Below are 21,124 nucleotides of genomic sequence, written 5' to 3'. Positions count from 1 at the left end.
ACTACGCCTAGGCTGAACGCGCATCAAACGGGATCCAAATGACACGCAGAATGACGCCTCTTGAGCTGATGACCAAGCTCATCAGTTTTCCGACAGTGAGCCGCGACACCAACTTGCCCTTGGTGGATTGGGTCGAGGGGTATCTGAACGACCACGGCATTTCGGCGCATCGGTATTATCACCCGGAGGAGCCCAAGGCGGCCCTTTACGCCCATGTCGGTCCCGAGGTTGAAGGGGCTGTTGTTCTGTCCGGCCACACCGATGTCGTGCCCGTGGATGGGCAGCCCTGGGACACAGATCCGTTTGTGGTCACCGAAAAGGACGGAAAGTATTTCGGACGAGGCACATGCGACATGAAGGGGTTCGACGCGTTAGCCCTTTGGGCGCTGGTGGAAGCACATCATGCGGGTGTGAAAACACCGTTGCAGCTGGCGCTGAGCTTTGATGAGGAGATCGGGTGTTTGGGTGCACCACCGATGATCAAGGCCATGCAAGGTGTTGTGCCCAAGGGTGGTCCGGTCATCGTCGGCGAACCTTCGATGATGAAAGCCGTGACAGGCCACAAGGGCGGGCAGGGGTTTGACACGCATGTGGTGGGCTTCGAAGTGCATTCGTCCCTGCTTCCCCAAGGGGTAAGCGCGATCCTTGAGGGTGCAAAGATCATCGACTTTGCCAACCAGCGGAATGCCGAGAACATGGCGGCTGAACCTTCGACGCTGGCGGCTATGTTCGACCCGCCCTTTACAACGTGGCATGTCGGGCAGGTGCACGGCGGAACGGCGCACAATATCACGGCCAAGGACTGTCACTTCGCGATGGATTTTCGCGCAGTCCCGGGGGATGACTTGGTTGCCCTGAAAGAGGGTTATCTGGCCCATGTTGCAGAGATTGAAAAAGGGATGAAAGCCATACATCCCGAGACCCGGGTCGAGATCGAAACCCGGTTTGATGTGCCGCCATTGAAACCGGAAGAGGACGGTGAAGCCGAGGGACTTGCACGCGCCATTACAGGCGACAATGGCACCCATGTCGTCAGCTACGGAACCGAGGCTGGGCAGTTCCAGGCAGCCGGTTACTCTGCGGTGGTCTGTGGACCGGGCGACATTGCGCAGGCGCACCAGCCCAACGAGTTTATCACTATCGCCCAGTTCGAAGCCGGGCACGCATTCATGCGTGATCTGGTGGCGCGCCTTGCTTAGGGCACTGGGACATGAGGCGCCAAACGGGTCGGAGCCTGTGCGGTGTTGTCTTTTGCGACTGAAACCCGGTGCAACATCCGTCGGTTTGGCATGACCGGTTTCCCTATCGACGATGCAACCCCCGTGACCTGGCCCGGCCCACAGCCGGAAGAGGCAGATGTGGTGGTGATTGGCGGCGGTGTCATCGGCGTCTGCACTGCCTTGTATCTGGCGGAATCCGGACAACGAGTCGTTCTTTTGGAAAAGGGCCGCATTGCCGGGGAACAGTCCAGCCGCAATTGGGGGTGGATCCGTCAGCAGGGGCGCGATCCGGACGAATTGCCCATCATGGTAGAGGCCAACCGCCTGTGGCGCGATCTGGCCCAGCGAACCAATGTTGATATCGGTCTGACGCAAGGTGGGGTGACCTACCTGGCGAAAACGGATGCCGAAATGGCGCGCTATGCCGATTGGATACACCACGCCGCAGCGCATGATGTGGATAGCCGCCTGCTGCGCGCAGGTGAAGTGGCCGACCTTATCCCGGGAATGTCGCGGGGCTATGCCGGTGCGCTCTATACCGCGTCTGACATGCGGGCCGAACCTTGGGTGGCCGTGCCAGCGCTGGCGGGCGTTGCCGCGCGTGCAGGTGCAACCATTGTTGAGAACTGCGCGGTTCGGGCACTCGATATACAGGCGGGTCGCGTAGCAGGGGTTGTTACCGAACAGGGCCGGATCGCAGCGCCTGAAGTTGTGCTTGCGGGGGGCGCTTGGTCTGCATTGCTGCTTCGCCGTCACGGTATTGCGTTACCGCAGCTGTCGGTGCGTGCGACCGTTGCTGCAACGGATCCACTGCCGATGGTGTTTCCCGGCGGTGCCGCCGATGACGGGATTGCATTCCGACCGCGCAAGGATGGGGGCTATTCCCTTGCGGCTGGTGGGTCTCACGAATTGTTCGTTGGCCCGGATGCGTTTCGTGCGCTGCCGAAATACCTAGCCCAATTGCGCGCCGATCCGTTCGGCACGCGGTTCCTGCCAGCCGCACCGCGTGGGTATCCCGACGCGTGGTCAACGCCGCGCCGTTGGGATGCCGATGGTCCAAGCCCTTTCGAAAAGATGCGCATTCTCAACCCGGCACCCAATCGCCGCAAGGTTGCGCAATTGACCAGCAGGTTTCACGCGCTGTTCCCCGATATTGGCCCTGTGCGGATCAAGACCGCGTGGGCGGGCATGATTGACACGATGCCCGACGTGGTTCCGGTCGTGGATCGGGTGGACGCCTTGCCAGGGCTGACCATCGGCACGGGCATGAGCGGTCATGGTTTCGGTATTGGACCGGGTATGGGAAAGGTGTTGGCCGCTCTGGTCATGGGCGACGATCCGGGTCATGATCTGACACGGTTCCGCCTGAGCCGTTTTTCCGATGGCAGCAAGATGCGCCTCGGCCCATCTGTCTGACAGGATCACACTATGCCCATCAAGAACCGCCTTGCTGAGACCCACGCTGAGATCACGGGCTGGCGCCGCCACCTGCATGCGCATCCAGAACTGGATTTCGACGTGCATGAAACGGCGGCTTTCGTTGTGGAACGGCTGCGAGACTTCGGTGTTGACGACATCACAACGGGTATCGGCAAGACCGGTGTGGTTGCAGTCATCAAGGGCCGTACGGACACGAAGGGTCGTGTTGTTGGTCTGCGCGCCGATATGGATGCACTTCCGATCGAAGAAGCAACCGGGCTTGACTACGCGTCGAAGCACCCGGGCAAGATGCATGCTTGCGGCCATGACGGGCACACGTCGATCCTGCTCGGGGCAGCGCAATATCTGGCTGAGACGCGGAACTTTGACGGCACGGTTGTGCTCGCCTTCCAACCTGCCGAGGAAGGTGGCGGCGGGGGGCGCGAGATGGTCAATGACGGGCTGATTGATCGCTGGGGCATTCAGGAAGTGTATGGCCTGCACAACATGCCGGGCCTGCCTACAGGCAGCTTTGCCATTCGGCCCGGGGCTTTGCTGGCCTCCGCCGATGAATTCGAGGTCACGGTAACGGGCAAAGGCGGCCACGCCGCCGCGCCACACCAGTCCATCGACCCCAACGTGGCGGCGGCCCATATCATCCTTGGCTTGCAAAGTATTGCGAGCCGGAACGTGGACCCGCTCGCCTCGGCCGTTGTGTCGGTGTGCGCGCTGCATTCCGACATCGACACGCACAACATCATCCCACAGGTCACACGGATGACCGGTACGGTTCGCGCACTGGACTCAGAGGTGAGGGATTTCGTGGAAGCGCGGGTGACCGAGATCGTAACCGCCACAGCTCAAGCCTACCAATGTGAAGCCAAGGTGGATTACACCGTTGGGTATCCTGTGACCATTAACCATGATGAACATACAGAATATGCGGCGGCGGCTGCCCGCGCCGTGGCCGGGGACGTAATTACCGATATCCCGCCCATCATGGCAGCCGAGGATTTCTCGTTCATGTTAAATGCCTGTCCCGGTGCCTATATCATGCTGGGGAATGGAGATGGGCCGATGGTGCATCACCCCGAATATCAATTCGATGACGAAGCTATTCCCGCAGGCGCCAGCTGGTTCGTGGAACTGGTCGAACAACGTATGCCTGCGCAGTAAACAAAGGACGCATTAATGCCCATAAAGAACCGCTTTGCCGAAATGCACGCCGACATCACTGCGTGGCGACGTGACATCCATCAGCATCCCGAAATTCTGTTCGATACCCATCGCACCAGCGCGCTGGTGGCCGAAAAGCTGCGCGCTTTTGGCTGTGATGAAGTGGTTGAAGGGATTGGACGCACCGGCGTCGTGGGCGTGATCAAAGGGAAGGCTGATGGATCGGGCAAGGTCATTGGTCTGCGCGCAGATATGGATGCGCTGCCAATCCACGAGGCGACCGGCGTTGAATATGCGTCGAAAACCGACGGGGCAATGCATGCCTGCGGCCATGATGGGCACACGGCGATGCTGCTTGGGGCCGCGCAGTATCTTTCGGAAACGCGGAACTTCGACGGATCGGTTGTCGTGATCTTCCAGCCTGCGGAAGAGGGTGGCGGCGGCGGTCGCGAGATGTGCAATGATGGCATGATGGATCGGTGGGGCATTCATGAAGTCTATGGCATGCACAACTGGCCGGGCCGTCCTGTGGGCGAATTCTCCATCCGTCCGGGGCCGTTTTTTGCGGCAACCGACCTGCTTGAGATCGAGTTCGAAGGTCTTGGCGGGCATGCAGCAAAGCCGCACGAGACAATCGATACGACCCTGATGGCGTCTCATGCCGTGACGATGCTGCAATCGATCGTGAGCCGCAATGCGGACCCGATCGACCGGATCGTGGTGTCCATCACGTCGTTCGAGACATCGTCTAAGGCGTTTAACGTGATCCCGCAAACGGTGCAGATCATGGGCACGGTACGCACCATGAGTGCCGAGGCGCGCGATCTGGCCGAAAAGCGGGTGGTGGAAATCTGTGAGGGTGTTGCCAGCACTTTTGGCGGCGTGGCGCGGGTGAATTACAACCGGAACTATCCGGTGATGGTGAACCATGATGAGCAGACGGAATTCGCTGCTGACGTGGCGCGGTCGGTGTCAGGGCAATGCGAAGAGGCTGCGTTGGTTATGGGAGGCGAGGATTTCGCCTTTATGCTGGAGGAACGTCCCGGGGCTTACATCCTTATGGGTAACGGTGACACGGCGATGGTTCATCACCCGGAATACAACTTCAATGACGAGGCGATTCCGGCGGGTTGTTCATGGTGGGCGGAGATTGTGGAGCAGCGGTTACCAATTGCGTCGTGACGGCGTGTGACGCTCCTGCCTTTGGCAGATCGCCCCACCGACCGTCCCTTCAGGTGCTTAGAAGATATCTGTAGATCGCGATGATTGCGTCCGCTTCCTGCTGAAGCTGGAAGTGATCGACCATGTGCTGACGGGCGTTGTTCGACCATTCGGTTAGTTTGTCTGGATTGGTCAGCAGCGCGGTCGATGCATCCACCATCTGGTCCACATCTCCAGCGTCGATGAGCGTGCCTGTTTGCCCATCAACAATCAACTCTTCGAACGCACCAACACGGGTGGCGATGGCGGGCGCACCGCAGGCCATGGCCTCAAGCGGAGTGAGGCCAAAGCCTTCCCACCGCTGGGGTGCGATGTAGATGTCGAGGGCCTGGTAGAAGCGGGGGGTTTCCCAGACGGGAACCTCTGGCAGGAACAGTAGTCGATCAGCAAGACCAGCGGCCTGCACACGCGCTTTGAGGTCGTCGAGAAAGCTTTGATCCTTGTCGACGGCCCGGCCCATGACAATGGCGGCAGCCCGTTGATGATCGTTCAACACCCGGATCATTGCATCAACGAAGACATCCGTGCCCTTCTGCGCCCGAATGCGCCCGAAACAGCCCATGAGTGGACCATGTGGCAACCCGAGTTCTGACCTGAGTGCTGCCTTGTCCGGATGCGGCACAAAGGTGTTGGTGTCGATACCATGGTGGATAACCGTGGCATCGCGCTCAAGATAGCTGGCCGTCTTAGCAGACGTGGCAATGATCGCGTCCATGCGTGCGATCAGCGCCTTGGTCAGCCCCGTATGGTGGCGTTGGCTGGCTGAGGTAAACAGCAGCTTGAGCCGCTTTCCCAGCAGCCCGCGCAGGGCCAAGCCAGCGATCATCTCCACATTGCGCCGGGCATGCCAGACCCGTGCGCCGGACGGACCGCTGCGCGGCATGTTCAGAAGGCGGGACCATGGGACGTTTGGTACGTCGTCCGGCATTTCGGGGGCGCAGGCGGTAATGGCGATGGACTGCGCTTGCAGCGGCACCAGCCGCGCAACGGTGGCTGTTACACCCGAAAGCCGTCTTTTGAAATTTGGGGCAATAACGTCGATGTCAGCAAGGTCAGGCATGAGGGTCCATAGCCTGACCATCCATCAGAGAGAAGAGGCGGTGCGCAATCGCATCCAGCGCTTCGGTGCCCGTGGGGGCAAGTGGGCGGGCGTTGGCGGCCAGTTGCGCGGCGCGGCTTGGGTGGGTGAGGAGTGTGTCGATCTCTGCGGCGAGTGTGGCGCTGTCTGTCACTTGCACGCTTGCGTCCTTCATCCGGAAAGCGGCGTAGGCCTCCGCGAAGTTTGCGTAGTTCGGCCCGTGCACGATGGCTGTATGTGCCGCTGCCGGTTCGAACGGCGTGTGGCCTCCGACATCCGAGAAAGAGCCGCCGAGAAACACGATTGGACTGAGCGCGTACCAAAGGTCTGTCTCGCCCATCGTGTCGGCGAGATAGACTTGCGTAGGTGCGTCCAAACTCTGCCCCATGCTGCGCTGTGCGACGCTTAGGTTGGCCTCACGGATCAAGGACAGGATATCGGTAGCCCGTTCTGGATGGCGTGGCACAAGGATCAGGCACAGGTTCGGGTGCGACTTCAGCAGAACGTTGTGCGCGGCCAGCACCTGTTCTTCTTCGCCGGGATGGGTTGAGGCTGCGACCCAGACAGGTCGTCCTCCCAGCGCGCTGTGTGCCGCATCCAACTCTTCCGGTTTGACGCGGGGTGCTCCGAGGATGGATTTGAGGTTGGTGCCCTGTTCAGCCTCAATGAGCCCCATATCCCGTAAGTGGTCACGGCTGCGCCTGTCCTGGCAATGCGCCCAGGTTATCCCGCGCAGAACATAGGACGCGGTGGTTGGAAATTTCTTCCACCCGTCCGCGCTGCGATCTGACAAACGGGCATTTAGCAGTGCAACGGGCAAATCCCGTTGCGCGCAGATATCCAACAGGTTGGGCCATAACTCGGATTCGACCAGTACACACAGGTCGGGGCGCCAATGGTTCAGAAAGCGGGTGAGGGGACCCATGCCATCCAGGGGACTGAACTGGTGCAGGACGCCTGTGGGCAGATGAGGAGCAACAGCTTCGGCTGAAGTGGCGGTGCCCGACGTCAGCAGCACTTGCACATCCGGAGCCACATCGCGGATGCGCTTGATCAGCGGCAGCACCGATTTTGCTTCGCCCACCGAAGCGCCATGAAACCAGATCAATGGTCCAAGCGGACGTTCAGCACTGGCGTGTCCCAGCCGTTCATGCGCGCGATCCACTGTAACCCCAGCCCGCCGCAATTTGTTTACAGCAGAGCGCGCGGCAAAGGGCAGGGCCACCGCGCTGAGGGCGCGGTAAAGCCGGAACAGGGCCGTGGGGTGCATGGGCGTCCTAGCCGCCCGTATGGCTCATGTGCCGGGGCATCTGCCCATCCAGCCTTTGACGAGAATAGTCGAAATCATGTCCCTTGGGCTTGAGCGCGATGGCCGCCCGAATGGCCTCCTTGAGCGGGCCGTCGTCCTCTGGAAAATCACGCAATGGCGCGCGCAGGTCGGCCATATCTTCCTGACCAAGGCACATGTATATCTCGCCCGTGCACGTGATCCGCACGCGGTTGCAGCTTTCGCAGAAATTGTGGCTCAGCGGGGTGATGAAGCCGATCTTTTGACCTGTTTCCTCCAGCCGGACATAGCGTGCCGGGCCGCCGGTGCGTTCGGCGAGATCGGTGACTGTGTAGTGTTCAGCGTAGCGCGCGCGCACATCCTTCAGTGACCAGTATTGGCCCAACCGGTCCTCGTTGCCGATGTCGCCCATCGGCATGACCTCAATCCAGGTGAGGTCCATGTCGCGTTCAGCGCACCATTGGGTGATGGTCGGCAACTCGTCTTCGTTGAAGCCCTTGAGTGCGACGGCGTTGATCTTGATCCGCAGGCCGGCTGCCTGAGCTGCATCAATGCCGCGCAGCACCTGGGGCAGGCGGCCCCAGCGTGTGATGTCGGCGAATTTACCCTCGTCCAGAGTATCCAGCGATACGTTCACCCGACGGACACCCGCAGCATAGAGATCCTTGGCGAAACGCTCCAGCTGACTGCCATTTGTCGTGAGCGTCAGTTCCTTGAGCGATCCCGCATCGAGATGCCGACCCATGCCGTTGAAGAACGTCATGATGTCCCGCCGCACCAGCGGTTCGCCGCCTGTAATGCGCAGTTTTTGCACGCCGAGGTCGACAAAGGTCGAACACATGCGGTCCAGTTCTTCCAGTGTCAGCAACTCTTTCTTGGGCAGAAAGGTCATGTTTTCCGACATGCAATATACGCAGCGAAAATCGCACCGGTCGGTAACGGATACGCGCAGATAGGTGATGGCGCGCTGGAAGGGGTCGATCAAAGGGGCTGTCATAGGTTAATTGGTATGCATCGCGCGGCCTACCTGCAAGGGGCATTGCGCGACAATGGACCAAAGTCGAGGTATGCGAATGCGCTGGTTTATGTTGAGTGTCTGCGTTCTGAGTGTGGCGGGATGCGATGCGCTGCCCCAATGGGCGGGCGGTGCCAGGCCCGCGCCAAAGGTGGAACAACCGGTCGATGAACAGGCTGGAGGGGCGGAAACTGATGCGGACGACGCGGTTGATGAACAATCTGCTGCAGCACCTGATGACGCGACCGAGGTGTCGATCGGAACACTTGGGCGCACCGTTGCATCGCTTGGGAATGCGGCGGAACCGGGGTTGTGGTTGAAGACGCCGCTGGTGTCGGTCGAACAGAGTGGCCGCGTGTACTATGCCGAAACCAATACGACCGTGGACGTCACATTGATCCCCATTGACGGACCCAGCACAGCAGGCAGTCGCCTGTCCCTTCAGGCGATGCAGGCGCTGGGTGCGCCTTTGACCGGACTGCCGGAAGTGGATGTTTTTGGCGCGTAGCGCTAGGCTTTCAGAGGTACTTTCCCGCCTCACGCCGCGCAAAGGGTTTCATCGCATCACCGTATGTTGCCAAGAATTCTGTGGCGCGCGGGACGTCGTGTTTTGAAAGCTCACGCACCCACCATGCAATCGCTTTCTGGATGAACCACGTCTGATCCGGCACATAGGTTGCGGCCCAGCCCAGTACGCGGTCACGTATTTCAATGTCCTGCGGCTTGGGATTGTTCTGCTTGGTCCACGGGAGGGTAATGACCAGAGCCGCTCGGCGCGTCCACATGTGATCCGAGCCTGTCCAGGCTTCGACTTGATCTACTCGCGTTGGGTCAGCGACAAGCCGTTTTTGACCCGCCATGCAGGCGTGATCGGCGATGGCCCAGCTGTCGAAGTCGGGAACCCATGACGCGATCAGAGCCCAGGCATCCTCATCTGGCCGCATCCGCGCTTGCGTCAACAGCTTGGCGGCTGCAACACGCGCTTCGTAAACGTCCGTCTGCCAAAGCCCGTCGGCCAAGGCGATGCGCGCTGGAACGTCCAGTGACTGCCGCCATTGCTTGGACAGGTCGTTCAGAACAGGGTTCGGCACGCCCAAATGCAGCCGGTCAGACTTGTGATAGGCTTTCGCGCCCGCTGCACGTTCGACATCAGCATGCGCATTTATCTGATCCAGTGCCTCTTCGGGGGTCATTCCACGGTCACGGATTTGGCGAGGTTGCGGGGCTGATCCACATCGGTGCCTTTGGCGACAGCAGTGTGATAGGCCAGCAACTGCGCGGGCAGGGCATAGAGGATGGGTGCGACGATATCCGGACAGTCGGGCATGGCGATCTCTGACCAAACGCCATCCCCGGCTTCGGCAATACCGGACGCATTTGAGACCAGAACTACTTTGCCCTTACGAGCCATGACTTCCTGCATGTTTGACACCGTTTTGTCGAACAACCCGTCCTTGGGCGCCATGACAACCACCGGAACATGTTTGTCGACCAACGCAATGGGCCCGTGCTTCAACTCACCTGATGCATAAGCTTCAGCGTGTATATAGCTGATTTCTTTTAGTTTAAGCGCGCCTTCCAAAGCGAGTGGATACATGACGCCACGCCCGAGGAACAGGATATCCCGCGCCTCGGCCAGCTTGCGTGCCGTGCGCTTCATCACGGCGCTTCGGTCGATGCCATGTGTCATCAGCGATGGCAGGCTGCGCAGTGCCGATACATGATCGGCGAAGGTTGCTGCGTCGATCTCTCCGCGATCCCGCGCTGCGCGCAGGGCCAACATCAATAGAACCGTCAACTGGCAGGTGAACGCCTTGGTCGATGCCACGCCAACTTCGACCCCTGCATGGATCGGCAGGGCGAGGTCGCTTTCGCGGGCAATCGAGCTTTCAGGGACGTTGATCACGGATACGATTTTGTCCGCCTTGCCGTCGCAATAGCGCAAGGCGGCAAGCGTGTCGGCTGTTTCGCCGGACTGACTGACAAACAGGGCCAGCGTCTTGCCGGGGATGGGTGGCTCACGGTAGCGGAATTCGGACGCGACATCGACCTCGACCGGCAGGCGAGCGATCTGTTCGAACCAGTACTTTGCGGTCAGGCAGGCGTAGTATGCAGTGCCGCAAGCAACCATGGTCAGCCGCTCAATGTTTTTGAAGTCGATGCCGGGGTCGGGCAGGGTGATTTCGCCATCGCTGCCCAGATAATTGGCAAGCGTATTGTTCAGAACATTGGGCTGTTCCGCGATTTCCTTGGCCATGAAGTGCTTGTGACCGGCCTTGTCCACGCGGGCCGCATCGATCTGGATTTGACGTACCGCCCGGTTGGCCAAAGTGCCGTTGGCATCCCGGATTTCGACCCCTTGGCGGGTAACAACAGCCCGGTCGCCTTCTTCCAGGTATGTGATGCGGTCTGTCAGGGGGGCCAACGCGATGGCATCTGACCCGACAAACATCTCACCCTCACCATGACCAATGGCAAGGGGGGAGCCCTTGCGTGCGGCGATAATCAGATCATCGTGACCATCAAAAAGAAAGGCGAGGGCGAATGCGCCCTCAAGCCGGTCCAACGTTTTGAACGCGGCCTCAACTGGCTCGGCACCTTGCTGCATGTGGTGATGCGTCATCAGGGCGACGGTTTCGGTGTCTGTCTCGGTCTCGAAACTGATCTCGGCGTCGGCCAGTTCAGCACGCAATTCGCGGAAGTTTTCGATGATACCGTTGTGCACCACCGCAACCGGACCGGCGCGATGCGGGTGCGCGTTGCCCTCGCTTGGGCCGCCATGTGTGGCCCAGCGGGTGTGACCTATCCCCGCTTTCCCAGCCAGGGGTTCATGCACCAACTTGTCGCTCAGGTTCACGAGCTTGCCAACGGCACGGCGGCGGTCAAGGACACCACCGTTGATCGTTGCAATCCCGGCGCTGTCATAGCCACGGTATTCGAGCCGCTTCAGCGCCTCGACCAGAATGGGTGCCACTTCATGATCGCCCAGAACGCCTACAATTCCACACATTTAACTGCCTCTGCTCTGACGGGCCTTCTTGGCGCGCAACATTTCAAAGAGTTTGCGGGCCATACCCGGTTTTTCGACTTGCGGCGCGCGGGCGATGGCAAGAGCGCCATCCTCCACATCGGATGTGATGACCGAGCCGGAGCCTGTCATTGCCTCATCACCGACGGACACAGGCGCCACAAGCATCGTGTTGGACCCGATAAAGGCACGTGCACCGATTTCGGTCCGGTGTTTCATGACGCCGTCGTAGTTGCAGGTGATGGTCCCCGCGCCGATATTGCTGGCCTCGCCCACCGACGCGTCGCCGATATAGGACAGGTGATTGACCTTGGCCCCGGTGGCCAGCGTCGCGTTCTTGACCTCGACGAAATTGCCGATGCGCACGTCCTCGGCCAGCTCGGCACCGGGGCGCAGGCGGGCATAGGGGCCAACGATCGCACCGCGCGATACGTGGCACCCCTCCAGATGCGAGAAGGCGCGGATGGTTGCGCCGCTTTCAACGGTCACGTCAGGGCCGAAGACCACATTTGGCTCGATCAAAGCATCCCGCCCGACGACGGTGTCAAAGGACAGATACACCGTATCGGGGGCCATCATTGTCACGCCACTGTCCAGCAATTCAGCGCGCGCGCGGGTCTGAAAGATAGCGTCGGCATCGGCAAGGTCAGAGCGGCTGTCGACACCCAGGGTTTCGGCCTCATCGCACTTCACCGCCGTGACCTTCAGTCCGCGCGCATTGGCCAGTTCAGGCACGGCAGTTAAGTAGTATTCGCCCGATGCGTTGTCGTTTGTGACCTCAGACAGAAGTTCGAACAGCACCTTTGCGTCACAGGCCATCAACCCGCTGTTGGTAAAGCGGATGGCACGTTCGTCTTCGGTGGCATCCTTGTATTCGACGATCTTGATCAGGCGGTCCCCGTCCATGACCAGACGTCCGTAGCGGGGCTGCAGCTCGGCGATGTCAAAGCCCAGTACGACGACATCGTGGGTGCGCCGGGCCTCAACCATACGGGTGAGGGTGTCGGGTTGCAGAAAGGGTGTGTCACCAAAGACGACAACCACGTCGCCCTCAAATCCTTCAAGCGCTGCGCGGGCCTGATTCACAGCATGGCCGGTGCCAAGCTGTTCTTTCTGAAGCACCACCTGAACGCTTGGTTCAAAATCCATCGCTGACGCGCGCACCTGATCGCTGCCGTGTCCTGCGACCACGATTGTGTGTGCGGGTTCGAGGGCTGATCCGGCACTGAGCGTGTGGTGCAGCATCGGGGCGCCAGCAATGGGATGAAGGACCTTGGGCAGGTCCGATTTCATCCGTGTGCCTTTGCCCGCGGCCAGGATGATTAGTGCAACGCTCATGGCTTTCTCTTTGTATTTTTGTTTGGCCCTGTTTATCCGCTGGGCGCAAAGGCGCAAGCGTGCGGCAATCAAAGAAGATTTCGGCTTGCAACAGGAATGGGCGGTCATCCGCCAGAAGGGGCGACGCATGGCGGCAGTGATTTTCGATCTCGATGGCACATTGGCGGACACCAGTGGGGACCTGTTGGCCGCAGCCAATCACTGTTTTCGCGACATGGGTTTGGGTGATGTTCTGGGGCCGGACGATGCGGGTGTGGCGTTGCGGGGCGGGCGGATGATGCTGCGCACTGGCCTGACACGTGTGGAGCAGATGGATGATGCGGTGATCGACAAGTACTACCCCATACTCCTCGAAGCTTATGCAGGGGACATCAGCAGCCGCACAACACTTTACCCCGGCGTTATGCAAGCTATCGCGGCCTTGTCCGATCAGGGCTATGCCATCGGCATCTGCACCAACAAACCCGAAGGGTTGGCCGAACAATTGATGCGGGACCTTGGTGTACGGGACGCTTTCGGCAGCCTGGTCGGCGCGGATACGCTGCCGGTGCGCAAACCTGACCCGGAACCGTTGTTCGAAGCGACCCGTCGTCTTGGGATCAATCCGCAGACCTGCATTCTGGTGGGTGATAGTGACACCGACCGGAACACTGCCCGCGCTGCGGGTGTGCCCTCGGTCCTTGTCACCTTTGGTCCGTCTGGCGAAGATATGGCGGCCCTGGAACCCGAAGCATTGCTGGATGACTACGCCGCACTGCCCAGCGTTGTCACAGCGCTGCGTCCATTGGCGTAATCCCGCAGGTTCGCTTTCGGAACATGAAATAAGGCCCGGATGTCTTGACGGGTTCTGCGCCACATCTCACAAACACCACCATGACAGAGCATTTTACCGGCAGTTTCACCCAGCAAGAGCCCATTCCCGAAGCGGGGATCGAGGCGGCGATTGCAGTTATGCGGCATGGCCGCTTGCACCGATACAACACGGTCGAAGGCGAGTTGTCGGAAACGGCGCTGCTGGAACAGGAGTTTGCAGCCGAGGTCGGCGCGCAATACTGCCTTGCCGTGGCATCGGGCGGGTATGCCATGGCGACGGCCCTGCGTGCGGTCGGGGTGCAGGCAGGGGACAAGGTGCTGTCAAATGCCTTTACCCTCGCGCCGGTGCCTGGTGCGATTGCATCGCTTGGTGCCGTGCCTGTGTTTGTTGGGGTGACTGAAAGCCTGACCATCGATCTGGATGATCTCGAGGGCAAACTGGGTGAAGCGAAGGTGCTGCTGCTCAGTCACATGCGCGGGCATATCTGCGATATGGACCGCTTGATGGCCATGTGCAACGCCGCTGGCGTGACGGTGGTCGAGGATTGCGCCCACACCATGGGGGCTGCATGGAACGGGACAGCGTCGGGGCGACATGGGGCCATTGGTTGCTATTCCTGCCAGACCTATAAACACGTCAATTCGGGCGAGGGCGGATTTCTGGTCACTGATGATCCGCATCTGGCGGCCAAGGCCATAATGCTGTCCGGCAGCTACATGCTGTTCGAGCGTCACCTTGCCGCCCCGCCGAAAGAGGCGTTCGACGACATCAAATACCACACACCCAACATCTCAGGGCGTATGGACAACCTGCGCGCAGCAATCCTGCGCCCACAGATTGCGGATATTGCAACACAGTGTCAGCGCTGGAACGACCGCTACTATGCGATTGAAGACGGTTTGCGCGACACGCCTGGCCTGACCGTTATTGACCGTCCCAAGGCAGAAACGATTGTTGGGTCGTCCATTCAGTTTCTTTTGCTGGATTGGGCTGCATCCGCGGTGCGCGAAGTCATTAGCCGATGCGGTGCACGTGGTGTTGAATTGAAATGGTTTGGCGCAGCAGAACCGGTTGCGTTCACCAGTCGCTATGACAGCTGGCGCTATGCCCCTTCAAAACCGATGGCGGCAAGTGACCGGGTGCTGGCGGGCATCGTGGATATGCGTGTTCCCTTGACGTTCAGCCTGGAAGACTGCGCGTTGATTGCCCGGATCATTCGGGACGAAGTCACCCGTATCAACAATCGCATGACGGCCTGAACGTGGATAAATAGGCGGATGGGCGCCGCTCTAGCGGGCTCAAATGCTTTGTCCGGACACGAATTGGCGTGCGTCCCGGCACGTTGGTGATAGCATTTGGTGCATTCCGTGCGGCTTATGTTCAGCAGCACGACATTGACCAAAAGCTATCGACTATGCGCACAGAGAAGAAGTCTGAGACCCTCGAAGTTCGGGTGAGCCTGAGTGAAAAATCCGCCTTTGCAGCCCGTGCGGCTGCGCGGGGCGAATCCATGAGCGCTGCCCTGCGCAGGCTGATTGCAGAAGATGCCGTGCCTCATCTTTTATTCAATGAGGTTCCCATGTGGCGAAAATTCGTCTTTGCCGGTGCGCCGGCCGCTCTCACCGCTTCTGTCCTGATCGCCGTCTCTCTTGCCGGAGCGGAAGCCAAAACTGATTTCAAGGGCAACTTTCGCTCCTTGGATACCAATCGGGATGGTGTGGTCGACCGCGCAGAACTTGTGGCGGACATGACCCATCAAATTGCACAGGCAGACATTCCACGTTCGTGCAAAGGCACGCAATGGGAAGAACGCTGGACCGCCACACCCGAGAAGTTGGCCGATGGGCATATGGAATTTTATGACGCAAATGGTGACGGGGAAGTGACGCTGAAGGAATACATAGCCTCCTTTGAACGTCAGAGAGCAAACGACTTCGTTGATGCAGACACGGACAACAGCGGCTTTGTCACCCTGAGCGAGCTTGAAGCGGCGTATCGTTTGGATGAAGCCAAAGTGAGTGCCAAATGCCGTGCGGCAATCGGGATGCAGAGCGCGGCAAAAGCCCCTGACATCCTCGAGTTTCTGGACGCCGATGGCGATGGCCACGTGAGTCTGCGGGAATTCGTGGACCACTGACCGGGACTCGACACTGAAATCCTTCCTCGCTATTATTGAACGTGCGTTCAATTTACGGGCGAATATCGGGGGAGGACCCATGTTCCACGCATCAATGACTTTCGATCTGGGTGACGAGATCGGCGCGCTGCGCGATATGGTCCATCGTTGGGCGCAGGATCGTGTGAAACCGATTGCGGCCAAGATCGACACGGACAACAGCTTTCCGCCCGAACTTTGGCCCGAGATGGGTGAGCTTGGTCTACTTGGCATTACCGTGTCAGAGGAAGACGGTGGGGCGGGCATGGGCTATCTCGCCCATACGGTCGCTGTCGAGGAAATCGCACGGGCCAGCGCTTCGGTCTCTCTCAGCTACGGTGCGCATTCGAACCTTTGTGTGAACCAGATCAAACTGAATGCCACCCCCGAGCAGAAGGCAAAGTACTTGCCCGGATTGGTCAGCGGGGAAAATGTCGGCGCACTTGCCATGTCGGAAGCTGGCGCTGGCTCGGACGTTGTGTCGATGAAACTGCATGCCGAGAAACGCAATGATCGCTTTATCCTGAACGGTACGAAGTATTGGATCACCAACGGACCGGACGCCGATACGCTGGTTGTCTACGCCAAGACTGATCCGAACGCCGGTGCCCGGGGCATGACAGCATTCCTGATCGAACGCAGTATGGTCGGGTTTTCGACGCCTCCACACTTTGACAAATTGGGCATGCGCGGGTCGAACACGGGCGAGTTGATCTTTGAGGATGTCGAAGTTCCGTTCGAGAATATCCTTGGCCAAGAGGGTCACGGCGTGGCCGTCCTCATGTCGGGCCTGGACTATGAACGGGTTGTTCTGTCGGGGATTGGCCTTGGCATCATGGCGGCATGTCTGGACGAGGTCATGCCCTATGTCACCGAGCGCAAGCAATTCGGTCAGCCCATCGGAAACTTCCAATTGATGCAGGGAAAGATCGCAGACATGTATGCCGCGATGAACTCGTCCCGCGCCTATGTCTACGAAGTCGCCAAGGCCTGTGATCGGGGCGAGGTCACGCGGCAGGACGCGGCTGCATGCTGTCTCTATGCGTCCGAGGAAGCCATGAAACAGGCGCATCAGGCCGTTCAGGCCATGGGTGGCGCAGGATTTCTGAACGATGCACCCGTTGCGCGGATTTTCCGCGACGCAAAGCTGATGGAAATCGGGGCGGGAACATCGGAAATCAGGCGCATGCTGGTGGGGCGTGAGCTGGTTTCGGCCATGATGTGATGCCGCGCCAGGTTGTCATTACAACGGCCACTTTGGTTGTTCTGGCCGCGCTCGGTGGCTTCTGGCTGGGCCAGCGGCAGGTGAACCTGGACGCGACTGGTGTGATCGAGGCAGTCGCCGATGCCCATGTGGCAATACATGGCGGCGATCGCAGCCAATGCGTTGGGTGGCCCGGGGATGACAGCGCTGTCTTTTTGGTTCGTTGCGGTGCATCACTTTATGCTGTGGACAGGTGGGGGCGTGTCTCTTTGATTGATCAGGAGGACGGTGCATGAACATGGCGGCCCAATGCCTGAAACATCCCGACGAACAGGTCTCAATCATTGATCTCGCGCCAACCGATCGTGTCGACGTGACCTATGCCGATTTGTCCGAGATGGTGGACGGATTGGCCCGCGCTTTGCAAGCCGAAGTGAGACCGGGTGATCGCGTGGGCGTGTTGTTGTCACAGTCGCCTTGGTGCGCTGCGGCGCATCTGGCGATCTGGAAAATTGGCGCGATTTCAGTGCCTTTGTTCAAGTTATTCAAGCATGACGCGTTGCAGTCTCGTATCAGCGATGCGGCGATTTCTTTGGTTTTGACGGATCCGGAAGGTGCCGCACTGGTTGGGGAGCTGGCCCCGTGCTGGCAGGCCGATCAGGCAGGCATCCCGGGTGATCCTGTGCCTTTTGCATCTGCGACGGCAAAAACTCCGGCCGTTCTCATCTACACATCCGGCACCACCGGCAGCCCGAAGGGCGCACTGCATGGGCACGGGGTTCTGGACGGCCACTTGCCCGGTGTCTCGCTCAGCCATGATGAGCTGGGCCGGGCGGGCGATTGTTTGTGGACACCAGCGGACTGGGCCTGGATTGGTGGCCTCTTTGATGTGTTGATGCCGGGGCTTGCCTTGGGCGTGCCCGTTGTCGCCGCACGCATGCCAAAGTTCACCGTGGAAGGTTGCCTGAAGACAATCGAACAAGCATCTGTACGAAATGTGTTTTTTCCCCCAACGGCTCTGCGTATGTTGAAGGCTGAGGGCGCTCGGATTGGCGGATTGCGGTCGGTTGCCAGTGGCGGCGAACCGTTGGGCACGGAAATGCTGGCCTGGGGTAGGGACGCACTGGGTGTCACGATCAACGAGTTTTATGGCCAGACGGAATGCAACATGGTGGTGACATCCTGCGCTGCACAGTATGAGACCAAGCCGGGATGCATGGGCCGCCCGGTGCCCGGCTTTGACGTGGCGATCATCGATGAAGATGGCAACATAGCGGAAGGTGAGGGCGATATAGCGGTCAGGCGCGGTGCTCCCTCAATGATGCTTGAGTATTGGCAGCGCCCGGAGGCGACGGCAGACAAGTTTCGAGGCGAGTGGATGCTGACCGGGGATCGTGGTCAACAAGACGGACCCGATATCCGCTTTGTTGGACGCGACGATGATGTCATCACGTCGGGAGGTTATCGTATTGGACCGGCCGAGATTGAAGACTGCCTGTTGACGCATCCGGACGTCGCCACTGTTGGAGTCGTGGGCAAGCCCGACGCATTGAGAACCGAGATCGTCAAAGCCTATGTTGTGCCAAAACCGGGTAGGCAGCCTAACGCGAATTCTCTGCAAGCCTTCGTGAAAGAGAGGCTCGCAAACTATTCATACCCAAGGGAAATCGAATTTTTGGATGCCTTGCCCATGACCGTCACAGGCAAGGTTATTCGCAAAGAACTCAAGGCGCGTGCAATCCGCGAGGTGCAGGACTGATGCGCGCCTTGGCCTTAGAAGCGCCGCACGTAGGCAAAGTTCAGAACGATCGGATCAATCTCGGCGGTGCCGACGTTTGCACCGTTCAGGGTCACATCACTGTCGATGTCGATCCAACGGATGTTGGCTCGGAAGGCGTCGCGATCGCTGATCGCATAGTCGACACCGGCCTGCACAGCCACACCCCAGCTGTCATCCAGCTCGAGGTCGCCAAGACGCGAGGATTCGTCCGAGAAGGTGGTGTAGTTCACACCGATGCCCAGATAGGGTTTCCAGGCGGTATCAGTGGGGAAGTGATAGTTGACCGACAAGGTCGGAGGCAGGTGTTTGACCGACCCGATATCGCCCGAGGTGGACAAGGATACGTCGTGTTTAAATTGGGTTGCGGCCAAAAGTTCGATGCCCCAGTTGTCGGCAAAGAAGTATTCACCGGTAATGGTCAGCGCATAGCCATCATCGACATCTGCAGTTTGAGAGGCAACGGTCCCATTGTCAGAGTCGGGGAAAACCCCACCCAGACCGACACCAAGGGTCCAGTCTCCTTTCGATTGAGCGGCTGCGCCACCGGCAAGAGCCAGCACTGCGCAGGCGGCGATTACGAATCTACTGGTGTGTTTCATCTCTTTTTTCACCTGTTTTTGAGTTCCTGCGTATCTTTTGCCCAATCAGCAATTTCTCGCGATGATCCAGATCAATCGCAGTCACAATTCGGTTGCGACATTCCGTCCGCAAATCTCTCTACATACGGAGTTATGCCATGCGCCTGACCTCTTCGGTCCTAACCGGGTCCGACGATTTTCGTTCCAACCGCGCGGCGCATCTGGACGCTTTGCGCGTTGTTGAAGAGGCGGCGCACGCGGCGGTGCAAGGCGGCGGCGAACGGTCACGCGACCGGCACATCAGTCGCGGCAAGATGTTGCCGCGTGATCGTGTGGCAAACCTGTTGGACCCCGGTTCGCCTTTCCTTGAGGTTGGGGCGACTGCCGCGCACGGGCTCTATGACGGCGCGGCACCCTGTGCCGGGGTGATTGCAGGTGTGGGGCGCGTCATGGGGCACGAGGTCATGGTGGTGTGCAACGATGCCACCGTGAAGGGCGGCACCTACTACCCCATGACCGTCAAAAAGCACCTGCGCGCGCAGGAGATCGCGGAACAGAACCATCTGCCCTGCATCTATCTGGTCGACAGCGGTGGTGCGAACCTCCCCAATCAGGACGAGGTTTTCCCGGATCGTGACCATTTCGGGCGCATCTTCTTCAACCAGGCGCAGATGAGCGCAAAGGGCATTCCCCAGATTGCGGTCGTCATGGGGTCATGCACGGCGGGTGGCGCCTATGTCCCTGCCATGTCCGACGTGACAATCATCGTAAAGGAGCAGGGCACGATCTTTCTGGCCGGGCCGCCACTGGTCAAGGCCGCCACAGGCGAGGTCGTAAGCGCCGAAGACCTTGGCGGCGGCGACGTACACACGCGTCTCTCTGGTGTGGCCGACTATCTGGCCGAGGATGATGCGCACGCACTGGCTTTGGCGCGTAGAAGCGTTGGCAACCTCAACCTGCGCAAGCCGACCACCGTCACGCTGCAAAGTGTTGAGGAACCTGCTTATGACCCCGAGGAAATCCTTGGTGTCGTGCCTGCCGACCTGCGCACACCTTATGACATTCACGAGGTGATTGCCCGTGTCGTTGACGGTTCACGCTTCGATCCGTTCAAGGCGCGGTTTGGCGAAACGCTGGTCTGTGGTTTTGCCCATATCAAGGGCGTGCCCGTCGGCATCATCGCCAACAACGGTGTGCTGTTTTCCGAAGCGGCTCAGAAGGGCGCGCATTTTGTCGAACTGTGTTCGCAGCGCAAAATCCCCCTGGTGTTTCTGCAGAATATCACTGGCTTTATGGTTGGCCAGAAATACGAAAATGAAGGGATCGCGCGCCACGGGGCCAAGATGGTGACGGCTGTGGCAACCACGTCTGTGCCGAAGGTGACGATGCTTGTCGGTGGATCCTTTGGCGCGGGCAATTACGGCATGGCCGGGCGCGCCTATTCCCCAAGGTTCCTGTGGTCATGGCCGAACGCGCGCATATCCGTCATGGGCGGCGCACAAGCCGCGGGTGTGCTGGCCACTGTGAAACGGGACGGGATCGAGCGGGGCGGGGGCACGTGGTCAGCCGAGGAAGAGGCCGCGTTCAAACAGCCCACCATAGATATGTTCGAAGAGCAGTCGCATCCGCTCTACGCCTCTGCGCGCCTTTGGGATGACGGCGTGATCGATCCCCGCAAGGCGCGGGACGTTTTGCACCTCAGTCTGTCCGCTGCCCTGAATGCACCGATTGAGGACACACGCTTTGGCGTGTTCCGGATGTGATGAAGCGTTTCCGAGGTCAAGTAGAACATGTTTTTGACATTCCCCAA

General features: G+C 59.5%; 19 protein-coding genes. 12 read left to right on the top strand and 7 right to left on the bottom strand.

Going from position 1 to position 21,124, the window contains the following annotated elements; all coding sequences use genetic code 11:
- The first annotated feature begins 38 nt into the window (after positions 1–38).
- The 4 genes from argE (at position 39) to AC53L6_RS11185 (ending at position 4,997) form a co-directional block, all read left to right on the top strand.
- Positions 39–1,199: an acetylornithine deacetylase gene (argE, locus tag AC53L6_RS11200; protein ID WP_496907894.1), complete on the top strand. Its 1,161-nt coding sequence runs from the start codon at positions 39–41 to the stop codon at positions 1,197–1,199.
- A gap of 90 nt (positions 1,200–1,289) precedes the next feature.
- Complete coding sequence (locus AC53L6_RS11195) at positions 1,290–2,636, top strand: NAD(P)/FAD-dependent oxidoreductase (RefSeq protein ID WP_496907893.1); 1,347 nt, start codon at positions 1,290–1,292, stop codon at positions 2,634–2,636.
- 12 nt (positions 2,637–2,648) lie between these two features.
- Positions 2,649–3,815 carry a M20 aminoacylase family protein gene (locus AC53L6_RS11190; RefSeq protein WP_299742087.1) on the top strand — a complete coding sequence of 389 codons (1,167 nt, stop codon included), beginning with the start codon at positions 2,649–2,651 and terminating at the stop codon, positions 3,813–3,815.
- 15 nt (positions 3,816–3,830) lie between these two features.
- Positions 3,831–4,997, top strand: coding sequence for a M20 aminoacylase family protein (locus AC53L6_RS11185; protein WP_299200683.1), 1,167 nt, complete (start codon positions 3,831–3,833; stop codon positions 4,995–4,997).
- Positions 4,998–5,046: 49 nt separating this feature from the next.
- On the opposite strand, the gene AC53L6_RS11180 is transcribed toward AC53L6_RS11185, so the two are convergent.
- Genes AC53L6_RS11180 through moaA form a run of 3 tightly spaced genes read right to left on the bottom strand, consistent with a single transcriptional unit; the run spans position 5,047 to position 8,399 of the window.
- The gene (locus AC53L6_RS11180) at positions 5,047–6,096 is read right to left on the bottom strand and encodes a glycosyltransferase family 4 protein (RefSeq protein WP_496907892.1); all 1,050 of its coding nucleotides are present in this window, start codon (positions 6,094–6,096) and stop codon (positions 5,047–5,049) included.
- Entirely contained in the window at positions 6,089–7,384 is a 1,296-nt protein-coding gene (locus tag AC53L6_RS11175) for a 3-deoxy-D-manno-octulosonic acid transferase (protein ID WP_496907891.1), read from the bottom strand. Before AC53L6_RS11175 ends, AC53L6_RS11180 begins: the two co-directional genes overlap by 8 nt.
- A gap of 7 nt (positions 7,385–7,391) precedes the next feature.
- Positions 7,392–8,399: a GTP 3',8-cyclase MoaA gene (moaA, locus tag AC53L6_RS11170; RefSeq protein ID WP_299200677.1), complete on the bottom strand. Its 1,008-nt coding sequence runs from the start codon at positions 8,397–8,399 to the stop codon at positions 7,392–7,394.
- A gap of 76 nt (positions 8,400–8,475) precedes the next feature.
- Here moaA and AC53L6_RS11165 point away from each other — a divergent pair, with 76 nt between their 5' ends.
- Positions 8,476–8,925 (top strand): hypothetical protein, encoded by a 450-nt coding sequence (locus AC53L6_RS11165; RefSeq protein WP_496907890.1) that lies wholly within the window; start codon positions 8,476–8,478, stop codon positions 8,923–8,925.
- Positions 8,926–8,935: 10 nt separating this feature from the next.
- On the opposite strand, the gene AC53L6_RS11160 is transcribed toward AC53L6_RS11165, so the two are convergent.
- Genes AC53L6_RS11160 through glmU form a run of 3 tightly spaced genes read right to left on the bottom strand, consistent with a single transcriptional unit; the run spans position 8,936 to position 12,783 of the window.
- Positions 8,936–9,610: a DNA alkylation repair protein gene (locus AC53L6_RS11160; protein ID WP_496907889.1), complete on the bottom strand. Its 675-nt coding sequence runs from the start codon at positions 9,608–9,610 to the stop codon at positions 8,936–8,938.
- The gene (gene glmS / locus AC53L6_RS11155) at positions 9,607–11,427 is read right to left on the bottom strand and encodes a glutamine--fructose-6-phosphate transaminase (isomerizing) (protein ID WP_496907888.1); all 1,821 of its coding nucleotides are present in this window, start codon (positions 11,425–11,427) and stop codon (positions 9,607–9,609) included. Before glmS ends, AC53L6_RS11160 begins: the two co-directional genes overlap by 4 nt.
- The gene (glmU, locus tag AC53L6_RS11150; RefSeq protein ID WP_496907887.1) at positions 11,428–12,783 is read right to left on the bottom strand and encodes a bifunctional UDP-N-acetylglucosamine diphosphorylase/glucosamine-1-phosphate N-acetyltransferase GlmU; all 1,356 of its coding nucleotides are present in this window, start codon (positions 12,781–12,783) and stop codon (positions 11,428–11,430) included.
- Positions 12,784–12,910: 127 nt separating this feature from the next.
- Between glmU and AC53L6_RS11145 the strand changes: the two genes are divergently transcribed.
- From AC53L6_RS11145 to AC53L6_RS11120, 6 genes are all read left to right on the top strand, one after another.
- Positions 12,911–13,576 (top strand): HAD-IA family hydrolase, encoded by a 666-nt coding sequence (locus AC53L6_RS11145; protein ID WP_299744089.1) that lies wholly within the window; start codon positions 12,911–12,913, stop codon positions 13,574–13,576.
- An 80-nt stretch (positions 13,577–13,656) separates the two neighbouring features.
- Positions 13,657–14,856, top strand: a complete 1,200-nt coding sequence (locus AC53L6_RS11140; protein WP_496907886.1) for a DegT/DnrJ/EryC1/StrS family aminotransferase — start codon at positions 13,657–13,659, stop codon at positions 14,854–14,856.
- A 155-nt stretch (positions 14,857–15,011) separates the two neighbouring features.
- The gene (locus AC53L6_RS11135; RefSeq protein ID WP_496907885.1) at positions 15,012–15,734 is read left to right on the top strand and encodes an EF-hand domain-containing protein; all 723 of its coding nucleotides are present in this window, start codon (positions 15,012–15,014) and stop codon (positions 15,732–15,734) included.
- Positions 15,735–15,813: 79 nt separating this feature from the next.
- The gene (locus tag AC53L6_RS11130) at positions 15,814–16,977 is read left to right on the top strand and encodes an isovaleryl-CoA dehydrogenase (RefSeq protein ID WP_496907884.1); all 1,164 of its coding nucleotides are present in this window, start codon (positions 15,814–15,816) and stop codon (positions 16,975–16,977) included.
- Complete coding sequence (locus tag AC53L6_RS11125) at positions 16,977–17,252, top strand: hypothetical protein (RefSeq protein ID WP_496907883.1); 276 nt, start codon at positions 16,977–16,979, stop codon at positions 17,250–17,252. The genes AC53L6_RS11130 and AC53L6_RS11125 overlap by 1 nt, the downstream gene beginning before the upstream one ends.
- On the top strand, positions 17,249–18,715 hold the full coding sequence (locus AC53L6_RS11120; protein WP_496907882.1) for an AMP-binding protein: 1,467 nt from the start codon (positions 17,249–17,251) through the stop codon (positions 18,713–18,715). The genes AC53L6_RS11125 and AC53L6_RS11120 overlap by 4 nt, the downstream gene beginning before the upstream one ends.
- 14 nt (positions 18,716–18,729) lie before the next feature.
- On the opposite strand, the gene AC53L6_RS11115 is transcribed toward AC53L6_RS11120, so the two are convergent.
- Positions 18,730–19,335: an OmpW/AlkL family protein gene (locus tag AC53L6_RS11115; RefSeq protein WP_496907881.1), complete on the bottom strand. Its 606-nt coding sequence runs from the start codon at positions 19,333–19,335 to the stop codon at positions 18,730–18,732.
- Between the two features lie 137 nt (positions 19,336–19,472).
- On the opposite strand from AC53L6_RS11115, the gene AC53L6_RS11110 reads away from it, so the two are divergent.
- Complete coding sequence (locus AC53L6_RS11110) at positions 19,473–21,077, top strand: carboxyl transferase domain-containing protein (RefSeq protein WP_496907880.1); 1,605 nt, start codon at positions 19,473–19,475, stop codon at positions 21,075–21,077.
- Positions 21,078–21,124 lie beyond the last annotated feature (47 nt).

The sequence above is a fragment of the Tateyamaria sp. LSS28 genome, assembly GCF_059611725.1.
Note: the sequence above shows the minus strand (reverse complement) of the source record. Positions and strands in the feature narration are given on the sequence as shown.